At 69.7% G+C, this 17,106-nt stretch carries 17 protein-coding genes; 11 read left to right on the forward strand and 6 right to left on the reverse strand.

The genetic code is table 11. The features are described from left to right. The 9 genes from ACWPXK_RS31130 to holA all read left to right on the forward strand — a co-directional run bounded on the left by ACWPXK_RS31130 (nt 1) and on the right by holA (nt 11,531). Nucleotides 1-1,956: a hypothetical protein gene (locus ACWPXK_RS31130; protein WP_454199800.1), complete on the forward strand. Its 1,956-nt coding sequence runs from the start codon at nt 1-3 to the stop codon at nt 1,954-1,956. A gap of 94 nt (nt 1,957-2,050) precedes the next feature. After that, nucleotides 2,051-2,692: a nicotinate-nucleotide adenylyltransferase gene (nadD, locus tag ACWPXK_RS31135; RefSeq protein WP_454199736.1), complete on the forward strand. Its 642-nt coding sequence runs from the start codon at nt 2,051-2,053 to the stop codon at nt 2,690-2,692. A 55-nt stretch (nt 2,693-2,747) separates the two neighbouring features. After that, nucleotides 2,748-3,164 carry a ribosome silencing factor gene (gene rsfS, locus ACWPXK_RS31140; RefSeq protein ID WP_454199737.1) on the forward strand — a complete coding sequence of 139 codons (417 nt, stop codon included), beginning with the start codon at nt 2,748-2,750 and terminating at the stop codon, nt 3,162-3,164. A gap of 72 nt (nt 3,165-3,236) precedes the next feature. Then, on the forward strand, nt 3,237-3,896 hold the full coding sequence (locus tag ACWPXK_RS31145) for a histidine phosphatase family protein (protein ID WP_454199738.1): 660 nt from the start codon (nt 3,237-3,239) through the stop codon (nt 3,894-3,896). A gap of 709 nt (nt 3,897-4,605) precedes the next feature. After that, nucleotides 4,606-5,343 carry a diglucosylglycerate octanoyltransferase gene (gene octT, locus ACWPXK_RS31150; protein ID WP_454199801.1) on the forward strand — a complete coding sequence of 246 codons (738 nt, stop codon included), beginning with the start codon at nt 4,606-4,608 and terminating at the stop codon, nt 5,341-5,343. 3 nt (nt 5,344-5,346) lie between these two features. Beyond that, nucleotides 5,347-6,189 carry a DegV family protein gene (locus tag ACWPXK_RS31155; RefSeq protein WP_454199739.1) on the forward strand — a complete coding sequence of 281 codons (843 nt, stop codon included), beginning with the start codon at nt 5,347-5,349 and terminating at the stop codon, nt 6,187-6,189. Nucleotides 6,190-6,452: 263 nt separating this feature from the next. Further along, complete coding sequence (locus tag ACWPXK_RS31160; RefSeq protein WP_454199740.1) at nt 6,453-7,490, forward strand: helix-hairpin-helix domain-containing protein; 1,038 nt, start codon at nt 6,453-6,455, stop codon at nt 7,488-7,490. Between the two features lie 344 nt (nt 7,491-7,834). Continuing rightward, nucleotides 7,835-10,426: a ComEC/Rec2 family competence protein gene (locus tag ACWPXK_RS31165; protein ID WP_454199741.1), complete on the forward strand. Its 2,592-nt coding sequence runs from the start codon at nt 7,835-7,837 to the stop codon at nt 10,424-10,426. Nucleotides 10,427-10,559: 133 nt separating this feature from the next. Further along, entirely contained in the window at nt 10,560-11,531 is a 972-nt protein-coding gene (holA, locus tag ACWPXK_RS31170; protein WP_454199742.1) for a DNA polymerase III subunit delta, read from the forward strand. A gap of 92 nt (nt 11,532-11,623) precedes the next feature. Here the strand turns inward: holA and ACWPXK_RS31175 are convergent, their stop codons facing one another. Further along, a complete protein-coding gene (locus ACWPXK_RS31175; protein ID WP_454199743.1) occupies nt 11,624-11,881 on the reverse strand; it encodes a DUF2798 domain-containing protein in 258 nt (85 codons plus the stop codon). Nucleotides 11,882-12,043: 162 nt separating this feature from the next. Then, on the reverse strand, nt 12,044-13,114 hold the full coding sequence (locus tag ACWPXK_RS31180; protein WP_454199744.1) for an aldo/keto reductase: 1,071 nt from the start codon (nt 13,112-13,114) through the stop codon (nt 12,044-12,046). Between the two features lie 125 nt (nt 13,115-13,239). Here ACWPXK_RS31180 and ACWPXK_RS31185 point away from each other — a divergent pair, with 125 nt between their 5' ends. Next, nucleotides 13,240-14,151, forward strand: a complete 912-nt coding sequence (locus ACWPXK_RS31185) for a helix-turn-helix domain-containing protein (RefSeq protein ID WP_454199745.1) — start codon at nt 13,240-13,242, stop codon at nt 14,149-14,151. Between the two features lie 6 nt (nt 14,152-14,157). Here the strand turns inward: ACWPXK_RS31185 and ACWPXK_RS31190 are convergent, their stop codons facing one another. Further along, the gene (locus ACWPXK_RS31190; protein WP_454199746.1) at nt 14,158-14,403 is read right to left on the reverse strand and encodes a hypothetical protein; all 246 of its coding nucleotides are present in this window, start codon (nt 14,401-14,403) and stop codon (nt 14,158-14,160) included. Nucleotides 14,404-14,571: 168 nt separating this feature from the next. Next, nucleotides 14,572-14,832, reverse strand: a complete 261-nt coding sequence (gene rpsT, locus ACWPXK_RS31195) for a 30S ribosomal protein S20 (protein WP_454199747.1) — start codon at nt 14,830-14,832, stop codon at nt 14,572-14,574. 436 nt (nt 14,833-15,268) lie between these two features. Here rpsT and ACWPXK_RS31200 point away from each other — a divergent pair, with 436 nt between their 5' ends. Next, nucleotides 15,269-16,057, forward strand: coding sequence for an aquaporin (locus tag ACWPXK_RS31200; RefSeq protein WP_364327666.1), 789 nt, complete (start codon nt 15,269-15,271; stop codon nt 16,055-16,057). 18 nt (nt 16,058-16,075) lie between these two features. Here the strand turns inward: ACWPXK_RS31200 and ACWPXK_RS31205 are convergent, their stop codons facing one another. Continuing rightward, nucleotides 16,076-16,480, reverse strand: coding sequence for a DUF5360 family protein (locus ACWPXK_RS31205; RefSeq protein WP_454199748.1), 405 nt, complete (start codon nt 16,478-16,480; stop codon nt 16,076-16,078). A 6-nt stretch (nt 16,481-16,486) separates the two neighbouring features. Then, on the reverse strand, nt 16,487-17,041 hold the full coding sequence (locus ACWPXK_RS31210) for a type II toxin-antitoxin system PemK/MazF family toxin (RefSeq protein WP_454199749.1): 555 nt from the start codon (nt 17,039-17,041) through the stop codon (nt 16,487-16,489). Nucleotides 17,042-17,106: the final 65 nt, after the last annotated feature.

The raw sequence follows: 17,106 nt of genomic DNA on the forward strand, positions 1-17,106 counted from the left end.
ATGGACACCGCCACGATCACCACGGAGTTGGCGCAGGTCGCCGCGCTACCGCACGGCCGCATGCGCAACGAGCGACTCGAAACGCTGGCCGCGGCCGCGAAAGCGGGACCGGACCGCGCGCTCGAAGGCCGTGTGCTGCTGGAACTGGCCAAGTCGTACACCTTGGCGGGGGAACGCGATCTGGTGCCGGTCGCCTATGGCAGGCTGCTGCGCATCTACGACGATCACCCCGTCGAGCTGGGACCGATGACCCATTCGGTGCACTGGCATCTGAAGTGGATGACCTGGGGGATGATCGACAACCCATCGATTCCGCTGCCCACGGTTCACCGTTGGTTCGACGAACTCGACAACCGCTTTCGCCAGCGCGGATACAGCCTGCGCCCGGTGCTGGCGCTGCGCGCCGAACTCGCACGCAAGACCGGGGACAGCGTGGCCGCCACCGAGTGGCTGGAGGCGGCGATGGCAGCCCCGCGCGACAGCATGTCCGACTGCGACGCCTGCGAGCGCAACGAATGGGGCACGGCCAGCGTGGCACTCGGCGACGACGAGGCAGGCCTCGCGCAGTGGCAGCCCGTGCTCGACGGCGACCGGACCTGCGCCGAAGAACCGCACCGGGTGCTGGCCGAGGCATTGCTTCCGCTGGTGCGCACCGGTCGCGTCGCCGCCGCACGCAACGCGCATCTGACCGGTTACCCCCTGGTCCGGCACGCCGAGGACCTCCGAGCATCGGTGGCGCTGCACGCCGAGTTCTGCGCACTGACCGGAAACGAGGCGCGCGGGCTGGAGATCCTGGCCGAACACGCGAGCTGGCTCACCGACCCGGGTGCCGACGCCGCCGCACGGCTGGCGTTCGCGACCGGCGTGTGCGTGCTGCTGCGCAGGCTGGTGGCACTGCGGTTGGGCGATCTCCCGCTCGCGTCCGGGACCGTGGAGTCGGTCCGCGCGGATCTCGAAGTCGAGATCGGCGCGCTGTGCGCCCGCTACGACGCCCGCAACGGCAACAGCGCGGTCGGCCTGCGCACGGCCGCCCGGCTCGCCGCGCGACCACTGCTGGACGGGCTGCCGCTCGGCCTGCGCAGCCGGTTGCCCCGGGCGGCGAACGCCCTGTACGCGGCTCCCGTGGAGCTCTCCGGTGATCTGACCGCCGAGGTGCGGCGGCTCGCCGAACTCGGCGCCGCCCGGCTCGGCAACGCACCCGAGGAGGCGGAGGCCCACCTGCGGGAGGCCCTGGCACTCGGCGCGCCGGTGTTGCCGCGAGCGGAGGCCGCCCGGCTGGGTGCGCAGCTGGTCATCGCCATCGCGAGCCAACCGGACCGCGCGCTCGACCTCGCCGACGCCGCCGTGCGTGCCGCCGCTCGCTGGGAAGGGCTGTCCGAACCGGACGTGCTGCACCACACCTTGGTCGCCGCCCGCGCGTTCCACCGCGCCGACCGCCACGGCGAGGCGGTCGCCCTGTTCGAACAGGCGCTCGCCAGCGCCGAGATACCTTATCCGGCAGCCGAACTGGCCATGGTCCGCAAGCAGTTCGGCCGATCGCTGACCGCGCTGAACCGGCACCGCGAGGCCGCGCACCACTTCCTCGACGGGGCCCGCCTGGTCGAGCACGATCCGGAGCGGTCGACGCTGCACGCTCAGCTCGCGTGGTCGGCCGCCACCGCGCTGGAGCACTGCGGGCAGGACGAGGAGGCCGTGGCGGCCTACCACCGCGCGGCCGAATCGTGGGCACGGCTGGGTGAGGTGGCGGCGCGGGCGCGCTGTCTGCGGTCGGCGGCCTGGCTCCAGGTGTCCGGCGGCGCCGGTCCCGGACCTTGGCTCTCGGCCATGCGGGCGCTGATCGGTGAGCTGGCCGCGCTGGCCGAGCAGTCGGCGGAGGCGGCCGATGAACTCGCACGCACCCGCGCTCACCTGGCTCGCATGCTGGAGTTGAGCGGCGTCCCGGAGTCCGCCGGTTAGCGTCGAGCCCTCGCGGGTCGGTGTGCGGGCGGGCGTCGCCAGTTGGCGTCCGCCCTGCTGACCGGCCCGAGGCGACCCGTTAAGCTCGGCAGTCATGCACGAGACAGGTCGGCGCGGCCGCAAGCTCGGGGTGATGGGCGGCACGTTCGACCCCATCCACCACGGGCATCTGGTCGCCGCCAGCGAGGTCGCCCATCGCTTCGAGCTGGACGAAGTGATCTTCGTCCCGACCGGGCAGCCGTGGCAGAAGTCACACGATCGGGTCAGCCCGGCTGAGGACCGCTACCTGATGACCGTGATCGCCACCGCGTCCAATCCGCGGTTTTCGGTCAGCCGCGCGGACATCGACCGCGGCAAGGTCACCTACACCGTCGACACACTGCGCGAGATGCAAGCGCAGTATCCCGACGCGCAGCTGTACTTCATCACCGGTGCGGACGCGCTGGCCAGCATCCTGACATGGCAGGATTGGGCGGAACTGTTCGAACTGGCGAAGTTCGTCGGGGTGAGCCGTCCGGGGTACGAGCTGAACACCGATCATCTCGAGGACCATCTGCGAGATCTTCCGGCCGATGCGGTGACCATGATCGAAATCCCCGCGTTGGCGATCTCATCGAGCGAATGCCGTCGCCGCGCCGCCGAGAACCGGCCGGTGTGGTACCTCGTCCCCGACGGGGTGGTGCAGTACATATCGAAGCGGCACCTGTATGTGCCCGGAGCAGCGGAAGGTAGCTGAGCGTGAGCGAGCGCAAAGGTGCGGCCATGAGGTCGAGCGCCGGCGAGGTGCGGAGATGAGTGCGTCGGTGGAGTCGGTCGAGATCGCCCAGGTCGCCGCGCGGGCCGCCGACGAGAAGCTGGCGTCCGACGTGGTGGTGCTGGACGTGTCGGAGCAGCTGGTGATCACGGACTGCTTCGTGATCGCGTCCGCGCCCAACGAGCGTCAGGTGAACGCCATCGTCGACAACGTGGAAGAGAAGCTGCGCGCCGCCGGGCACAAGCCGGTCCGGCGCGAGGGCACCCGCGAAGGCCGCTGGGCGCTGCTGGACTACGTCGACGTCGTGGTGCACATCCAGCACAATGACGAGCGCAATTTCTATGCGCTGGAACGCCTCTGGAAGGATTGCCCGGTCGTGCCGGTCGAAGGCGTCACCGGGCCCGGACCCCAGGGCCGCGCCGCGGCGACGGAGGACGAGCGCGGTCGTGAGTGAGCGTCAGCGAGTGAAGCAAAGGCACAGCGCGCGGCTGCGTACGACGGAGCCGAGCGCCGGCGAGGCGGAGTCGTGAGCAGACATGCCGGCGTGCGCACTCTGATTCTGTTGCGCCACGGGCAGACCGAATGGAACGCCACCGACCGGATGCAGGGCCAGATCGACACCGATCTCACCGAACTCGGTCGCAGGCAGGCCAAAGAAGCCGCCCGGGAATTGGTTTCGCGCAATGCCATCGCGATTCACTCTTCGGATCTGCGCCGGGCCTTCGACACCGCGACCGCTTTGGCCGACCACACCGGCCTCACCGTCGTGCCGGATACCAGGCTGCGGGAGACCAACCTCGGCGACTGGGAGGGACTCACCCACCTGGAGGTGGACGCGGACTATCCGGGTGCGCGCATGGCGTGGCGGCTGGACGCGAGCTACACACCGCCGAACGGCGAGAGCAAGCTCGAGGTCGGCGCGCGATCCCTGCCGGTTGTTCGAGAGTTGCTGGCCGACCGGCAAGACTGGCCCGGCCGGACTATCATCCTGGTGGCGCACGGCGGGCTGATCGCCGCCCTCACGGCCGCGCTGCTCGACCTGCCGCCGCAGAACTGGCCGATCCTAGGAGGATTGGCCAACACCAGTTGGGTGCAGCTGAGCAGTCACGGCCCGAGCATCGAACAGCCCGGCTGGCGTCTGGATGTGTGGAACGCAGCGGCGAAGGTAGCACCAGATGTCCTCTGAAGAGCCGATCAGATCGGTCCCGGACGAACTGTTCCGTAAGGTGTCGGCGAAGGCCGAGCGGCAGCTGCCGGACGCGTTGTTCGGCGGCCCGCCATCGGTGGCGCGCGAACCCGGAGCGCAGGCCGAGGCGGCGTCCTCGGGCGCGGGGGAATCCAGCGGCCCGGCCGAGTCGCCCGCCGAGGAAGCCGACGGAGGAGACGCGGAGGACGATCGATCGGTGGCGGTGGTATCCGCGGCAGCCGCCACCGGGGTGGAGCAGGATGCTCGTGCCGGTGCCGATGTCGAGCCCGTCGTCGCGCGATCCGGCGGTGTCGATTCCGCGGTCGGCGATAGCGACGGGCCCGCGTCTACCGGTGCGGCCGAGGACGACGGCTCCGCGTCGGCCGGAACGGCCGAGGACGACTCCGAAGCCTCGGTGATGGGCAGCGAGTCGGTCGCCGTCACTATCGATGACGTGTCCGCGCTTGCCGAATCACCCGCGCTGACCGGCGTAGTGGTCGAATCCGCCTCGGTGGCAGCCGAATCCGGCGACGCCGTGGCCGTAGAGACTTCCGATACCCCGGCGCCTGCCGGATCACCCGCGTTGACCGGCGAATTGGTCGAGTCCTCGACCGCGGCAGCCGAATCGGCCGACGCCGTGGCGGCCGAGACCTCCGAAGCCTCCGCGCCCGCTGTAGCGGCCGACTCCGCGTCTCTCAGCACGGAACTGGTGGCCGACGAGGCCGACAAGCCGGATGCGACCGCGCGTCCGGTGCTGCTGGTGATCGCCGACTCGCTCTCCTATTTCGGCCCGAAGGGCGGCCTGCCCGCCGATGATCCGCGGATCTGGCCGAACCTGGTGGCCGCCGAATTGGATTGGGATGTCGAGCTGGTCGCGCGTATCGGCTGGACCTGCCGCGACGCCTACTGGGCGCTGATCGGCGATCCACGGGTGTGGGCCGCGGTGCCGCGCGCCGGTGCGGTGGTGTTCGCCGTCGGCGGCATGGACACGCTGCCGTCGCCGCTGCCGACCGCGCTGCGTGAGCTGATCCGCTACGTGCGCCCGCCCGCCCTGCGCCGCATCGTCCGCGCCACCTACAACTGGTTGCAGCCGAAACTGGCGAAACTCGGCCGCCCCGTAGCCCTTCCGCCGACGGTGAGCGTCGACTACCTGGAACAGTCCCGCACCGCGCTGGCGCAGCTGCGCCCTGATCTGCCGGTCGTCGCGGTGCTGCCCTCGGTGCACAACTGCGATGCCTACGGACGCGTGCACTCCGGTCGGCCGCGCGCTGTCGCGGCGGTGCAAGCCTGGTCGGAGCGAACCTCGGTGCCGTTGGTCGACTTGGCTGACGCCGTGCGCGACAACGTCTTCTCCGGTGAGGCCAACCCGGACGGCATCCATTGGGGCTGGGCGGGGCACACGGCCGTGGCCAACGCGATGGTGAAGACCCTGCAGGAGGTTCGGTAGTCCGTGGCCGTCGTGGTCGTCACCGATTCGTCCGCCAGCCTCCCTGCCGAACACCTCCACGAGCTGGATATCGCCGTCGTCCCACTGCACGTGCTGATCGGTGACCGGGCGATCAGGGAGGGTGTTGACCCGGTCGACATCGATTACGCCGCCGACACCGTGACCACCTCGGCCGCCTCACCCGGCGAGCTGCGCGTGGTGTACGAGCAGGCGTTGGAGCGCAGCGGCGGCGACGGCGTTGTGGCGGTGCACCTTTCGCGGCAGTTGTCCGGGACCTGGGAGGCAGGTCGGCAGGCCGTTCGCGACATGGATGCCGCCGATCGGGTCCGCTTGGTCGATTCCCTGGGCGCCGGGCTGGCCACCGGGCTGCCCGCATTGGCCGCCGCCCGGCGGGCGCGGGCCGGGGCGCCGCTGGACGTCGTCTACGACGCGGCGGTCGCCGCCTCCGCGCGCGCCCGGACGTTCATCCTGGTCAATCGCACCGAGCAGCTGCGCCGCGGCGGCAGGCTGTCGTCGGCGGCGGCGTTCTTCGGGACCGAGTTGGTCACCAAGCCGCTGCTGCACATCGTCGAAGGCCGGCTCGAACTGCGCGAGAAGGTCCGCACCCGCTCCAAGGCGTACACGAAACTCGTGGCCGCGGCCGTCGGCGCGGCCGGTGACGACGGCGCGGCGGTGGGCGTGCAGCACCTCGGCGCCGAGGATGCCGCGCACACCATCGCGGGCCAGCTGCGCGAACGCATTCCGGGCATCCGCGAACTCATCGTCGCCGAATTCGGCCCCGCGCTGGCGGTGCATCTCGGGCTCGGCGCCGTCGGCGTGCTCGTCGTCCCAGGTGGTTGTGCCTAATTCTCCCCGTACCATGTTCTGCCGCTGTCGAACTGCTTCGCCAAGGATCTGCGCTGAAGGGCAGGTTTCGCCACTCGACCGGCGCAGAGCGCGGGAAATGAGCGCGCACTGCGTCCTTTGATGGAGGTCGCGACGGCGCGGCAAGCGGAATACCACGGGCGACTCTCGCCGAGTTGTGCACAGCGCGGCGGTTATCAACAGGTTCCTTGAATCGGCTGGTCGCGCGGGCTTTTCCGGAACGCGGCGGCACTAGCGTCGCCGCCATGTCACGACAGGACGAACGCGAGCGGGTGCGGCGGCGACTCGGCGACCTGACCGCCCGGGTCGGCGCGAGTGCGATCGAGCCGGGGGGAGGCGGACGGCGGTCGGCGAGGGATCGGAGTTCACCCGGCGATGCCGCGGGGACGAGTGAGTCCCGGTCGGATGATCGAGCGGACTGGGCGGGGAAGTGGGACCTCGAGCGGCTGCCTGCCGACCCGTCTCCCGGCCGAGCCGATGAGGATGATGTCGGCCGCGTGCGGTCTCCTGGCTGGCTGGAGGAACCGGCGGCCGGACCGCGCTGGCGGGACCGTCTTGTCCCGGAACGATTCCGGGGCATTCGGCTCGATCCGGGGCGTCGTGGTGTGCGCACGCTCGCGCTGACCGGGCTGGCCGCGATGGTGGTCGCCGGGGTGATCGTGTTCCGGGAGCGGCCCATCAGCCAGCCGCTGCCACCGGTGCCGGTGATGCGGCAGACGGTCGCCGCGGGACCGTCCGGTCCGTCCGCCTCGGCGCGTGCGGTCGTGACACCGGGTGCGATGCCTGATGGCCCGGACGGTTCGACGACCGAACTGGTCGTCAGCGTCGTCGGCCTCGTCCAGCGCACCGGCCTGGTCCGGCTTCCGGTGGGATCGCGCGTCGCCGACGCCCTCGCCGCCGCGGGCGGGCCGAGCGACGGCGCCGACACCAGCGGTCTGAACCTGGCCCAGCGGCTGTCGGACGGAGACCAGGTGCTGGTCGGTCCGGTTGCGGCGAACCCCGGCCCGCAGCCGGGCAGCACGACGGTCAGCGGCGGTGGTCGTCCCTCGTCCGGCTCCGCGGGTACGCCAGGCCGTCCGTCGGCTCGGGCGGGCAAGCTCGACCTCAACGCGGCATCCGAGTCCGACCTCGACGCCCTTCCCGGTGTCGGGCCCGTCACCGCCAGCGCCATCGTCGCCTGGCGTACGACCAACGGGCGCTTCACCTCGGTCGAGCAACTCGGTGAGGTCGACGGGATCGGCCCCGCCCGCTTGGCCCGGTTGCGTGATCTGGTGACGGTATGAACGCCGGTCGGCAGGGTGAGGTTGCCCGCGATACCCAGGCATCGGGCGCAGGGTTGTCCAGGGCTGGCACGACCTCCAACGGTGGTCGGCAGGGTGAGGTAGCCCGGCGCAGAGGAACATCGGGCGCGCGGTTGCCAGAGTTCGGTCCGACCGGCAACGGTAGTCGAGAGGGCCAGGTGTCCCGGCGGATGGGGATGTCGGAGGCGGGCTCGTCCGAGGTCGGCACGACGACCGGCGGTGGTCGACAGGGTCGGAGAGGTTGGCGGAGACGGGCATCGAAAGCGCGATCGCCGGAGGTCGGCGCCACTGCCCGTGCTGGTCGCGGCCCGGTCGAGGACACTGCAGTGGACGGTGATCCCGGCGCGTTCCAGGTGCTCGACGCCCGGCTGCTGCCTGCCGCGCTGTGCTGTTGGGGTGCGACGATTGTGGCGCTCACGGCGGGCTGGAAGGCCGGGATCGCGGTGAGCGCGGCATTGGCGGTGTTGGCGATCGGGCTGTGGGGCCTGCTGCTGTGGGCTGTCGCCCACCGCAGTGAACGTTGGCGGGCCGTGGCGGTGGTGGCGCTGGCCGCCGTGGTTCTCGCCGCCGGGTTCGCGGCCGCGGCGGCTTGGCGCGAACATCGTGTCGCGACGCATCCGTTGCGCGTGGCATCGGGACAGTCGCTGCGCGTGGTGGTCACGCCGACGGGCGACCCTGAACCGGTGCGGGGCAAGGTATTCGGCGATAATCAGCAGTGGGTGGTCCCGGCGGCTCTGCGGGAGTACCGGCGCGGCGGCACGAAGGTACGCGTCGGTGGCGCGGTGGTGGTACTGGCCTCCGGGCATGAGTGGGCGAAGGTATCACCGGGCAGGCCGGTCGAGTTCCGGGCTCGGGTGGATCTGCCGATTCGATCCGATCTCACCATCGTGGCGCTGAACGCGCAGGGGCCGCCGACGACAGCCGGGCCGCTGCCCTGGTGGCAGCGGATCGCGAATTCGGTACGCGCCGATTTCGCGGCGTCGGCCGCGCGAGCGTTGCCGCCCGACGCCGCTGGTCTGTTGCCCGCGCTCGTCGTCGGCGATACCTCCGCGCTGCCCGGCCACGTGCGCGACGACTTCGAGCTCGTCGGCCTGCAACATCTCACGGTGGTCAGCGGCGCCAACTTCACGATCTTGCTTTCGGTCGTGTTGTTCGCCGTGCGTCTGCTCACACTCGGGCCGCGCGCCGCAGCGGCGGTAGCTGCCGCGGCGCTGCTGATGTTCGTGGTCATCGCGCGGCCGGACCCGAGCGTGCTGCGCGCCGGGGCGATGGGCGCGATCACCCTGCTGGCCGTACTCACCGGTCGTCGAAAACAGGCGCTGCCCGCGTTGTGCGCGGCGATCATCGGGCTGCTGGCCCTGTGGCCAGGACTTGCCGCCAACGCCGGTTTCGCCCTGTCGGTAGTCGCGACCGGAGGTCTGATCCTGTTGGCACCCAGCTGGGCCGACTGGCTGCGCGCCAAAGGATGGTGGCGGATGCCCGCCGAGATCGTCGCGGTGTCGGCCGGGGCGTTCGCGGTCACGACGCCGATCATGATCGCGCTCACCGGAAAGCTCAGTCTGGTCGCGGTGCTGGCGAATGTTCTCGTGGCACCGGTCATCGCGCCGATCACCGTGATCGGGGCGAGCGGTGCGGTGCTGTCCTGCCTGTGGTCGCCGCTCGCCGACCTCTTCCTGCGCTGTGCGGCACCGCCGCTGTGGTGGTTGCTGTCGGTCGCCCGACACGCGGCGGCGCTCCCCGGCGCGTCCGTCACGGTGCCGGGCGGTCTCGCGGGCGGGCTGATCGCCGGCGCTGTCGTCGCGGTCGCTATCCCGGCGTTGCGGGCGCAGGCCGTGCGCCGGATCGTCGCCGCGGTAGTGGTCGGCATCGCGGCGGTCCTGATCCCGGTCCGCCTGTGGCATCCCGGCTGGCCGCCGAAGGGCTGGGTCATCGCCGCATGCGACGTCGGCCAAGGCGACGGCCTCGCCCTCGCGGCCGGTCCCGGCGCCGCAATCGTCATCGACGTAGGACCCACCCCACGGCCGATTCGAACTTGCCTGGATCGCTTGCGCATCTCCCGTATCCCGCTGCTGATCCTCACCCATCCCCACGCCGACCACATCGGCGGACTAACCGGCGCGCTCCACGACCGCACAGTCGACGCGATAGCGGTAGGCATTCATGAACTGGACAGAATTCCCCCGCTCACGGTGCCCGCCCCATCGACTCCCGGGACAGCTGCCGGATGTGCGCCGGCGACTCCCATCGCACCGGCTGCAAACGGACCCGGCCACAGTGATGCTGCGATGAGTCGCACGGCATGGCGAACGCAAACGCCTTGTAGCTCCGCGGCATACGGGCGCGTGGCGGTGGGGCGCCGATCCGGCGGGGACGATCCGCGTGGCCCTGTCACTGACTTGGCGCAGGTCGCGGCCGTCGCGAGGCGCGCTGGAGTACCTTTGCTGGAGTTGTCGGCCGGACACGTGTTGAGTTTCGGGGCAGTCGAACTCGAGGTGCTGGCGCCTGCCAAGACCGGTCCACGGCCGATCCGGGGTGCCGAAACCGAGGACGCCAACGACCGTTCGGTGGTCGTCTCCGCCCGCACGCCCACAGGCCGGATCCTGCTCACCGGGGACATCGAAGCCCCCGCACAACGCGCGCTGATGCGTGCCGGAATCCCTATTCAAGCCGACATCCTCAAACTCCCACACCATGGATCCCGCACCACCACAAAAGAATTTCTCGAATCGGTGCGCCCCCGGCTCGTGCTGGTCAGCGTCGGCGCCGACAACACATTCGGACATCCCAACCCAACCGTCCTCGCAGACCTCAACGCTCTCGGCGCGACGGTGGCCCGAACCGACCAGCATGGCGACATCGCGGTCATGGGCGAGGGCGGGCGCCTGCGCATAACGAGTTCACCCGGGCGGCAGAAATAGGGCATGGGCGCGAGGAGTCGGCGGGCGTGTCGGTAGGGGATCGTAGGATCGGGCCTGTGAGTGAGCGCGACGAGTGGACCGATACGGCAGTGCCCTCGGGCACGGCGGAGTCCGGCGCTGGGAAGGCACTGCGGTGAGCGAGCGTCCCGCGCCCGTGCACCTGGTGCTGGGGGAAGAAGAGCTGCTGATCGAGCGTGCGCTGGGTGTGGTGACGGCGCAGGTGCGGGCGTTGGCGCCGGATCCGGACGCAGTGCCGGTGGATCGGTTGCGCGCGGGTGACGCGAGCACCGCCGAGCTGGCGGAACTGCTGAGTCCGTCGCTGTTCGCCGAGGATCGGGTGATCATCCTCGAGTCGGCGGCCGAGGCGGGTAAGGACGCGGTCGCCGTGATCACCGAGGCGGCGCAGAACCCGGCCGAAGGCGTGGTGCTGGTGGTCCTGCACTCCGGCGGTGGGCGAGCGAAGGCGCTCGCGCCCGCCCTGCAGAAGGCCGGAGCCGTCACGCACGCTTGCGCCAAACTGACCAAGGCCGCCGAGCGAGTCGAGTTCGTGCGCGGTGAGTTCCGCACTGCGGGGGTGCGGGTGTCCGGCGAGGTCGTGCAGGTCGTGCTGGAGGCCGTGGGCTCGGATCTGCGCGAGCTGGCCGCGGCGTGCGGGCAGCTGTCGGCCGACACCGGCGGGAAGATCGATGTCGCAGCTGTGCGCCGCTACTACTCGGGCAAGGCCGAGGTGTCCGGGTTCGACGTGGCCGAACTCGCGGTGGCGGGGGACCGCCCCGGTGCGATGGAGGCGTTGCGGTGGGCGAACGACCGCGGCGTGCCGCATGTCCTGCTCGCCGACGCGCTCGCCGACTCGGTGCACACCATCGCGCGCGTCGGCTCCGCCGGGCGGGGCGACCCGTTCAAACTCGCCCAGCAGCTCGGCATGCCGCCGTGGAAAGTGAAGAAGGCCCAAGCCCAGGCCCGTAGCTGGACCCCGGCCACCATCGGCTCGGCCCTCCAGGTGGTCGCCACCCTCAACGCCGATGTCAAGGGTGGCGCCGCCGACTCCGGATACGCCTTGGAACACGCCTTGGCCCAGATCTTGGACCTGCACGGAGCAAGTTGAGTGCCAGCGCACCGCGGTGACCGCGCGGCGCTGAATCGAGCTCGGACCAGGTCGCGGCGTCGAACGGGCCGGGCGAAGCAGCGCCGCTGCCGTTACGGCGCTTCCACCAGCGTCGCGGTGATACGGCGCACTACCGGCAGCACCAGGAGCAGCGTCGGGAAGGCGATGGGCCAGGACACGGCCCAGGAACGCAACCACACCGCGAGCGCGAGGCCGTCGCTCATCAGGGTGCTGATCAACGAGACGATGCAGGTCATCAGGATCGACAACAGCATCGGCATGATCACCGAGGTGTAGCGGGCGGGCAGCTTGCCGAAGCCGGTGCGGGACTGGGGGTTCGCGGAATTCATCGGTCGCTCCGTAAAGGTCTCGTCAGTCGACGACGCCGCCTTGTGGCGGGCCATGCGTTGGTTGACGTGAACGCTTACGGCGACGCGAGGTCGCGGCACCGAGCTTAAGCAAGTCTCGTGCGGCAGTGCAAGTCGGCTCGCACCGCCGCACGGGACCGAAGGTCAGTCGCGCCCTTCGATTTTCAGGTCGCCGAACGTGACGTTCTGGACCATCGGGCGGGTCAGGAACTCGTGCGGGAAGCCGAGATCCACGGCGCTGGCCTGCTCCAGCCGGGCGAGCTGAGCAACGTCGAACTCGACGTCGAGTGCGCCGAGGTTGTCCTCGAGCTGTGCCACGGTGCGCGCCCCGATGATCGGCGAGGTGACGGCGGGGTCGCATAGGGTCCAGGCCAACGCGACTCGTGCAGGCGTCGTGCCGATCTCGGCCGCGACCTGCTCGACCACGTCGGCGATGGCGAGGCCCCGCTCGGTGAGCGAGCCGCTGGCGGCGGCCACATTCTTGCGGCTGCCCTCGGGCGAACTCTCCACCTCATGGTCGAGATCGGCGCGGCTGTACTTGCCGGTGAGGACACCACTGCCCAGCGGTGACCACGGGATCACGCCGAGACCCAATTCGCGTGCCATGGGGATGAGGTCACGTTCGACGGTGCGCTCGATCAAGCTGTACTCGATCTGCAGTGCGATCAGTGGCGACCAGCCGCGCAGGTCCGCGATGGTCTGCATGCGGGCGATCTGCCAGGCAGGCGCGTCGGAGATGCCGACGTAGAGCACCTTGCCCGAGCGCACCAAATCGTCCATGCCGCGCAGGATTTCCTCGACGGGCGTCAGGAAGTCCCAGGCGTGCAGGTAGAGCAGGTCGATGTAGTCGGTGTTCAACCTGCGCAGGCTGGCCTCCACCGAGGCGACCATGCTCTTGCGGTGGTTGCCGCCGGAATTCGGGTCGCCGGGTCGGCGCAGCATGGTGTACTTGGTTGCCAGCACCAGGCTTTCGCGGTTGTCCGCGGTGAATTCGCCGAGCAGTTGCTCGGAGGTGCCGTTGGTGTACTGATTGGCCGTGTCGATGAAGTTGCCACCCCGCTCGACGTAGGCGTCGAAGATCTTGCGGGCCTCGTCCCGGTCTGCGCCCCATCCCCAATCGGCGCCGAAGGTCATGGTCCCCAGGGACAGTGGAGACACCCGGAGACCCGAGCGGCCGAGCAGCCGATAGGTGTCGAGGGTGCGAGCTCCGGACATGTCCAGCTCCTTGTCGTTCGCGATGCCATGTTTGTCGAAAGACAGTCTTCAGCGGCGAACGGGGACGGGTAAGGGAAGCTTCTTCCTGGGAAGGCCAGTCCTAGTCAGCCGTAGGATCGACGATGATGACCGGCACGGTGAACGCGACCAAGGACCTCAGGCCCGGAGGCGGTAGCTTGCGTGACCACGCAGGGCCGCCGAGCGGCGCGGATCGGGTCCAGGAAATGGCGGCCTTCCTGCGGGCCCGGCGCGAGCGCCTGACACCGGCCGATCTCGGATTGCCGCAGCGCAGGCAGGCGCGGCGGACGCCGGGGCTGCGGCGGGAGGAAGTCGCCGAACTGGCGGGTGTGAGCACCGACTACATCGTGCGACTGGAACAGGGGCGCGGGCTGCGGCCGTCGGCGGAGGTGCTGACCGCGCTGGCGCAGGCGTTGCGGTTGACCAGCGACGAGCGCGCCTACCTGTTCGACCTGGCGCGGCAGCGGCAGCCGGACACCGGCAAGCCGAGCACGGTGCCCGCGCCCGCGCTGGCCATGCTGGTGCGGGATCTGTCGCCGCTGCCCGCGATGCTGGTGAACCACCGCTACGACATCCTGGCCTGGAACCGGGAGATGGCGCTGTTGATCACCGACTTCGGCGCCTTGCCGCCGCGGCAGCGCAACTCCATGTGGTTGTGCCTGATGGACCCGGGCATGCGGGAGTTCTACGTCGAGCGTGAGCGCATCATCCGCGAGGGCATCGCGGATCTGCGCGCGGCCTGGGCGGCGCATCCCGACGACCAGGCGCTGGCCGACCTGATCGCCGGGTTCACCGCACAGAGCGCCGAGTTCGCGCAGGCGTGGGCGCGCCACGACGTCCGGGTGCAGGGACGCGGGAACAAGCCGTTGCGGCACCCGGTGGTGGGTCCGCTGGTGGTCACCTACGAGGTGCTGATGCCGGTGCAGGATCCCGACCAGCGGATCATCATCTACCGTGCCGCGGACGAGGATTCCCAGACGGCGCTGGATCGGCTCGCAGCCACGGCAGACGAGGCATGACCAGAGCTACTCCGCGGAGCTGAGCACCAGCTCCCCATCGTCGTCCGCGTCCTCGTAGCGCCCTTCCCACTCCTCGTAGGCGGGGATGTCCTCGTCGCGCGTGACGATCCACTCCGAGGAGTAACCGCCTTCGTCGTCGGGAACGAGGACATTCTCGATCTTCAGTCCGAATCCGAGCACCTCGGCCGCGCGGATCACGTCTGGCAGATCCTCGGCGCGGACGACCGTCTGATTGGCATACACGGTTACCATGCGCGGAATGGTAGCTGGAACCTCTGACACGGCGTGGGCCGATCCCGAAACCCCGGGAATAAGGCAGGTTGGGCGGGGGTGCGGGCACGACAAAAGCCGCCGTGGTCATCGAGGCCACGGCGGCTGCGTCTCAGCGTGGTGCGGTACCGGCGCCCGGTACCGGGTGAATCAGAGCTTGTTGAAAGCCAGCGCCAGCGCCGACTTCTTGTTGGCGGCCTGGTTGGCGTGGATGACGCCCTTCGAGGCGGCCTTGTCCAGCTTGCGGCTGGCGAACTGCAGGCGGTCGGCGGCCTGCTCCTTGTCACCGGCGGCCGCGGCCTCGCGGAAGCTACGGATGGCGGTGCGCAGCGCGGACTTGACCGACTGGTTGCGCTTGCGCGCCGCCTCGTTGGTGCGGATCCGCTTCATCTGGGACTTGATGTTGGCCACGCCTGTTTCCTCGTGTTCCTGTCTGGTGGTCTGTTCTGGGAAAAGTTCGTCGAGCGCGCGAAACACCCGGAGTGAACGGGTAACGCAGCGCCGAAGATCGAGAGTACCAGTCGCCCTCTGGCACACGAAATCGACACCAGCCCGCCCGTGTCGAAGTCGTCGTAGAGATCGCGCGGCTCGCATATAGACACATTGCGAAGATCGCCGTGCGAGGCATCCGGGTCGCGTAGCGTGCTAGAAGACCGGTACGGCCCGGGCTGCGCGATCCAGCGGCTGCATACCGAACTCGCCGTGACCTGGACAACTGATTTCGTGAGCACATGGGTAACTCACCGGGTACGCCCAGAACGCGAGCGGCACCCAATGCAGGACCTGAACGCGGATCCCGAGGCACTCAACTAGTACGGCCTGAATACTCGGAGAGGCGGTACAGCACATGTCTCCAACGGCCCAGGAAGTCGTCGAAGAGGCTGTCGAGAACGAACCGGTCCCGAACAGCAAGAAATGGGGCGCCGAGGCGCTCGGCACCTTCGTCCTGGTGATCGGCGGTGTCGGCACGGCGGTGCTGGCGGGGGAGAAGGTCGGTCCGCTGGGAGTCGCGCTGGCCTTCGGCCTGACGCTGATGTTCCTGGTCTACTCGATCGGGCCGATCTCGGGTTGTCACGTCAATCCGGCGGTCACGGTCGGGCAGTTGCTGCTCGGCCGGATCGGCGCTGTGGTCGCGGGCGGCTACGTGATCGCGCAGTTGATCGGCGGCTTCCTGGCCGGTCTCGTGCTGTTCGCGCTGGCCAAGAACCTGCCGTCGTACGACCGCTCGATCGACGGCCTCGGCGCGAACGGGTGGGGTAAGCACAGCCCGGCTGCGGCGAGGGGGCCGCTCGGCGAGGTGGTCGTGCAGAACGGCTACGGGATGGCGGCCATGATCATCGTCGAGGTGATGTTGACGGCGCTGCTGGTTTTCGTGGTGCTGTCCTCGACCGACCAGATCTCCGACGTGCCGCTGGCCGGTCTGTCCATCGGTGTGACGCTGGCGGTGATCCACCTCGTGTCTATCCCGGTGGACAACACCTCGGTCAACCCGGCCCGCAGCCTCGCCGTGGCCCCCTATCAGGACGGCGCGATGGGACAGGTCTGGGCGTTCGTGGTGTTCCCCCTGATCGGCGGCGCCCTCGGTGCTCTGCTGTACGGCCTGCTGTTCGGCCGGTCCCGCGACATGATCTCCTGATCGGCAACCGCCCGGGACTCAGCTCTCGGCCCGCTCCTGCGGCCCGGTGCATACCAGAGTGACCAGGGCCGGAATCGGGAACAGCAGCAGGAACAGATTGGGCACCCACCACAGCACACTGAAATCGCCGCGCAGCGTCCAGAATGCGATGGCTTGCAGCCCGGCGACGCTGGTCAAGGTCAGCGAAACCGTCATCAGGGTGCGCCAGCCGGGTGTGCGGCAGAGGCTGGCCAGGCCGGTGACGCTCGCGGCCAGGTCCAGCACGACGAACGAGTAGTTCCAGTCGCTGAGGATCGGGTCGGTGTAATCCTTGTACGCCCATTCGGGCGGGATCACCTGGGCGAACGCGATCGCCCAGTAGAGCAGGAAGCCGATGTCGGTGATCAGCATGGCGATCTTGGTCGGCCCGAGCACGCGCGACATGGCCGCTCAGTGCCAGGAGTATTCGGCGCACAGCCGATGGGCGACCAGGTCGAAGGTCTTGCGCTCCAGGATCGCTCCCTCGCGGCGGATGCCCGCCTCCGGCACGTCGAGCACCCGATCGAGCCGGACCCAGCTGGGTCGTCCGTCGTGGTCCCAGGATCCGCAGCCGATGCCGACCCAGTTGCGGTCGAACGCGCGTTCCGGATTCGACGACAGCATCAGCCCCAGCAGCGTGCGGCGGTCGCGACCGACCACGAGCACCGGCCGGTCCTTGCCGTTGCTCGGGTCCTCCTCGAACGGCACCCAGGTCCAGACGATCTCGCCGGGGTCGGCGCGTCCGTCCAACTGGGGTGAGTACACGATCTGCCGGGCTCGCTCGGCCGTCGGTACCGGAATCGATGCGGCGGGCCGCACCGAGACGCCACCGGCGGTTCGCCGCTGTCCCAGCGTCCCCACCAGGCGATCGACCAGCCTGGGGCCCTGCTGCTTGACGATCTTCGGGCCCTGCTCCGCCGCGAGAAGGCCGATCTGCTTGCCGAGGGAGTTCCAACTTCGGGCCATCTCTGGAGAATAACGGCGCGCCCCCGCGTTCTCACCTGCGCCGAATCCGTTGTGTCGCCGGGGTC

Source organism: Nocardia sp. Marseille-Q1738, from assembly GCF_965283145.1.

Coding starts and splice junctions, on each gene's coding strand:
- ACWPXK_RS31160 (WP_454199740.1), top strand. CDS start 6,453: ATGTCACGACAGGACGAACGCGAGCGGGTGCGGCGGCGACTCGGCGAC.
- ACWPXK_RS31205 (WP_454199748.1), bottom strand. CDS start 16,480: ATGTCGCGCGTGCTCGGGCCGACCAAGATCGCCATGCTGATCACCGAC.
- ACWPXK_RS31190 (WP_454199746.1), bottom strand. CDS start 14,403: ATGGTAACCGTGTATGCCAATCAGACGGTCGTCCGCGCCGAGGATCTG.
- ACWPXK_RS31200 (WP_364327666.1), top strand. CDS start 15,269: ATGTCTCCAACGGCCCAGGAAGTCGTCGAAGAGGCTGTCGAGAACGAA.
- ACWPXK_RS31210 (WP_454199749.1), bottom strand. CDS start 17,041: ATGGCCCGAAGTTGGAACTCCCTCGGCAAGCAGATCGGCCTTCTCGCG.
- ACWPXK_RS31130 (WP_454199800.1), top strand. CDS start 1: ATGGACACCGCCACGATCACCACGGAGTTGGCGCAGGTCGCCGCGCTA.
- ACWPXK_RS31180 (WP_454199744.1), bottom strand. CDS start 13,114: ATGTCCGGAGCTCGCACCCTCGACACCTATCGGCTGCTCGGCCGCTCG.
- ACWPXK_RS31185 (WP_454199745.1), top strand. CDS start 13,240: ATGACCGGCACGGTGAACGCGACCAAGGACCTCAGGCCCGGAGGCGGT.
- nadD (WP_454199736.1), top strand. CDS start 2,051: ATGCACGAGACAGGTCGGCGCGGCCGCAAGCTCGGGGTGATGGGCGGC.
- ACWPXK_RS31175 (WP_454199743.1), bottom strand. CDS start 11,881: ATGAATTCCGCGAACCCCCAGTCCCGCACCGGCTTCGGCAAGCTGCCC.
- rsfS (WP_454199737.1), top strand. CDS start 2,748: ATGAGTGCGTCGGTGGAGTCGGTCGAGATCGCCCAGGTCGCCGCGCGG.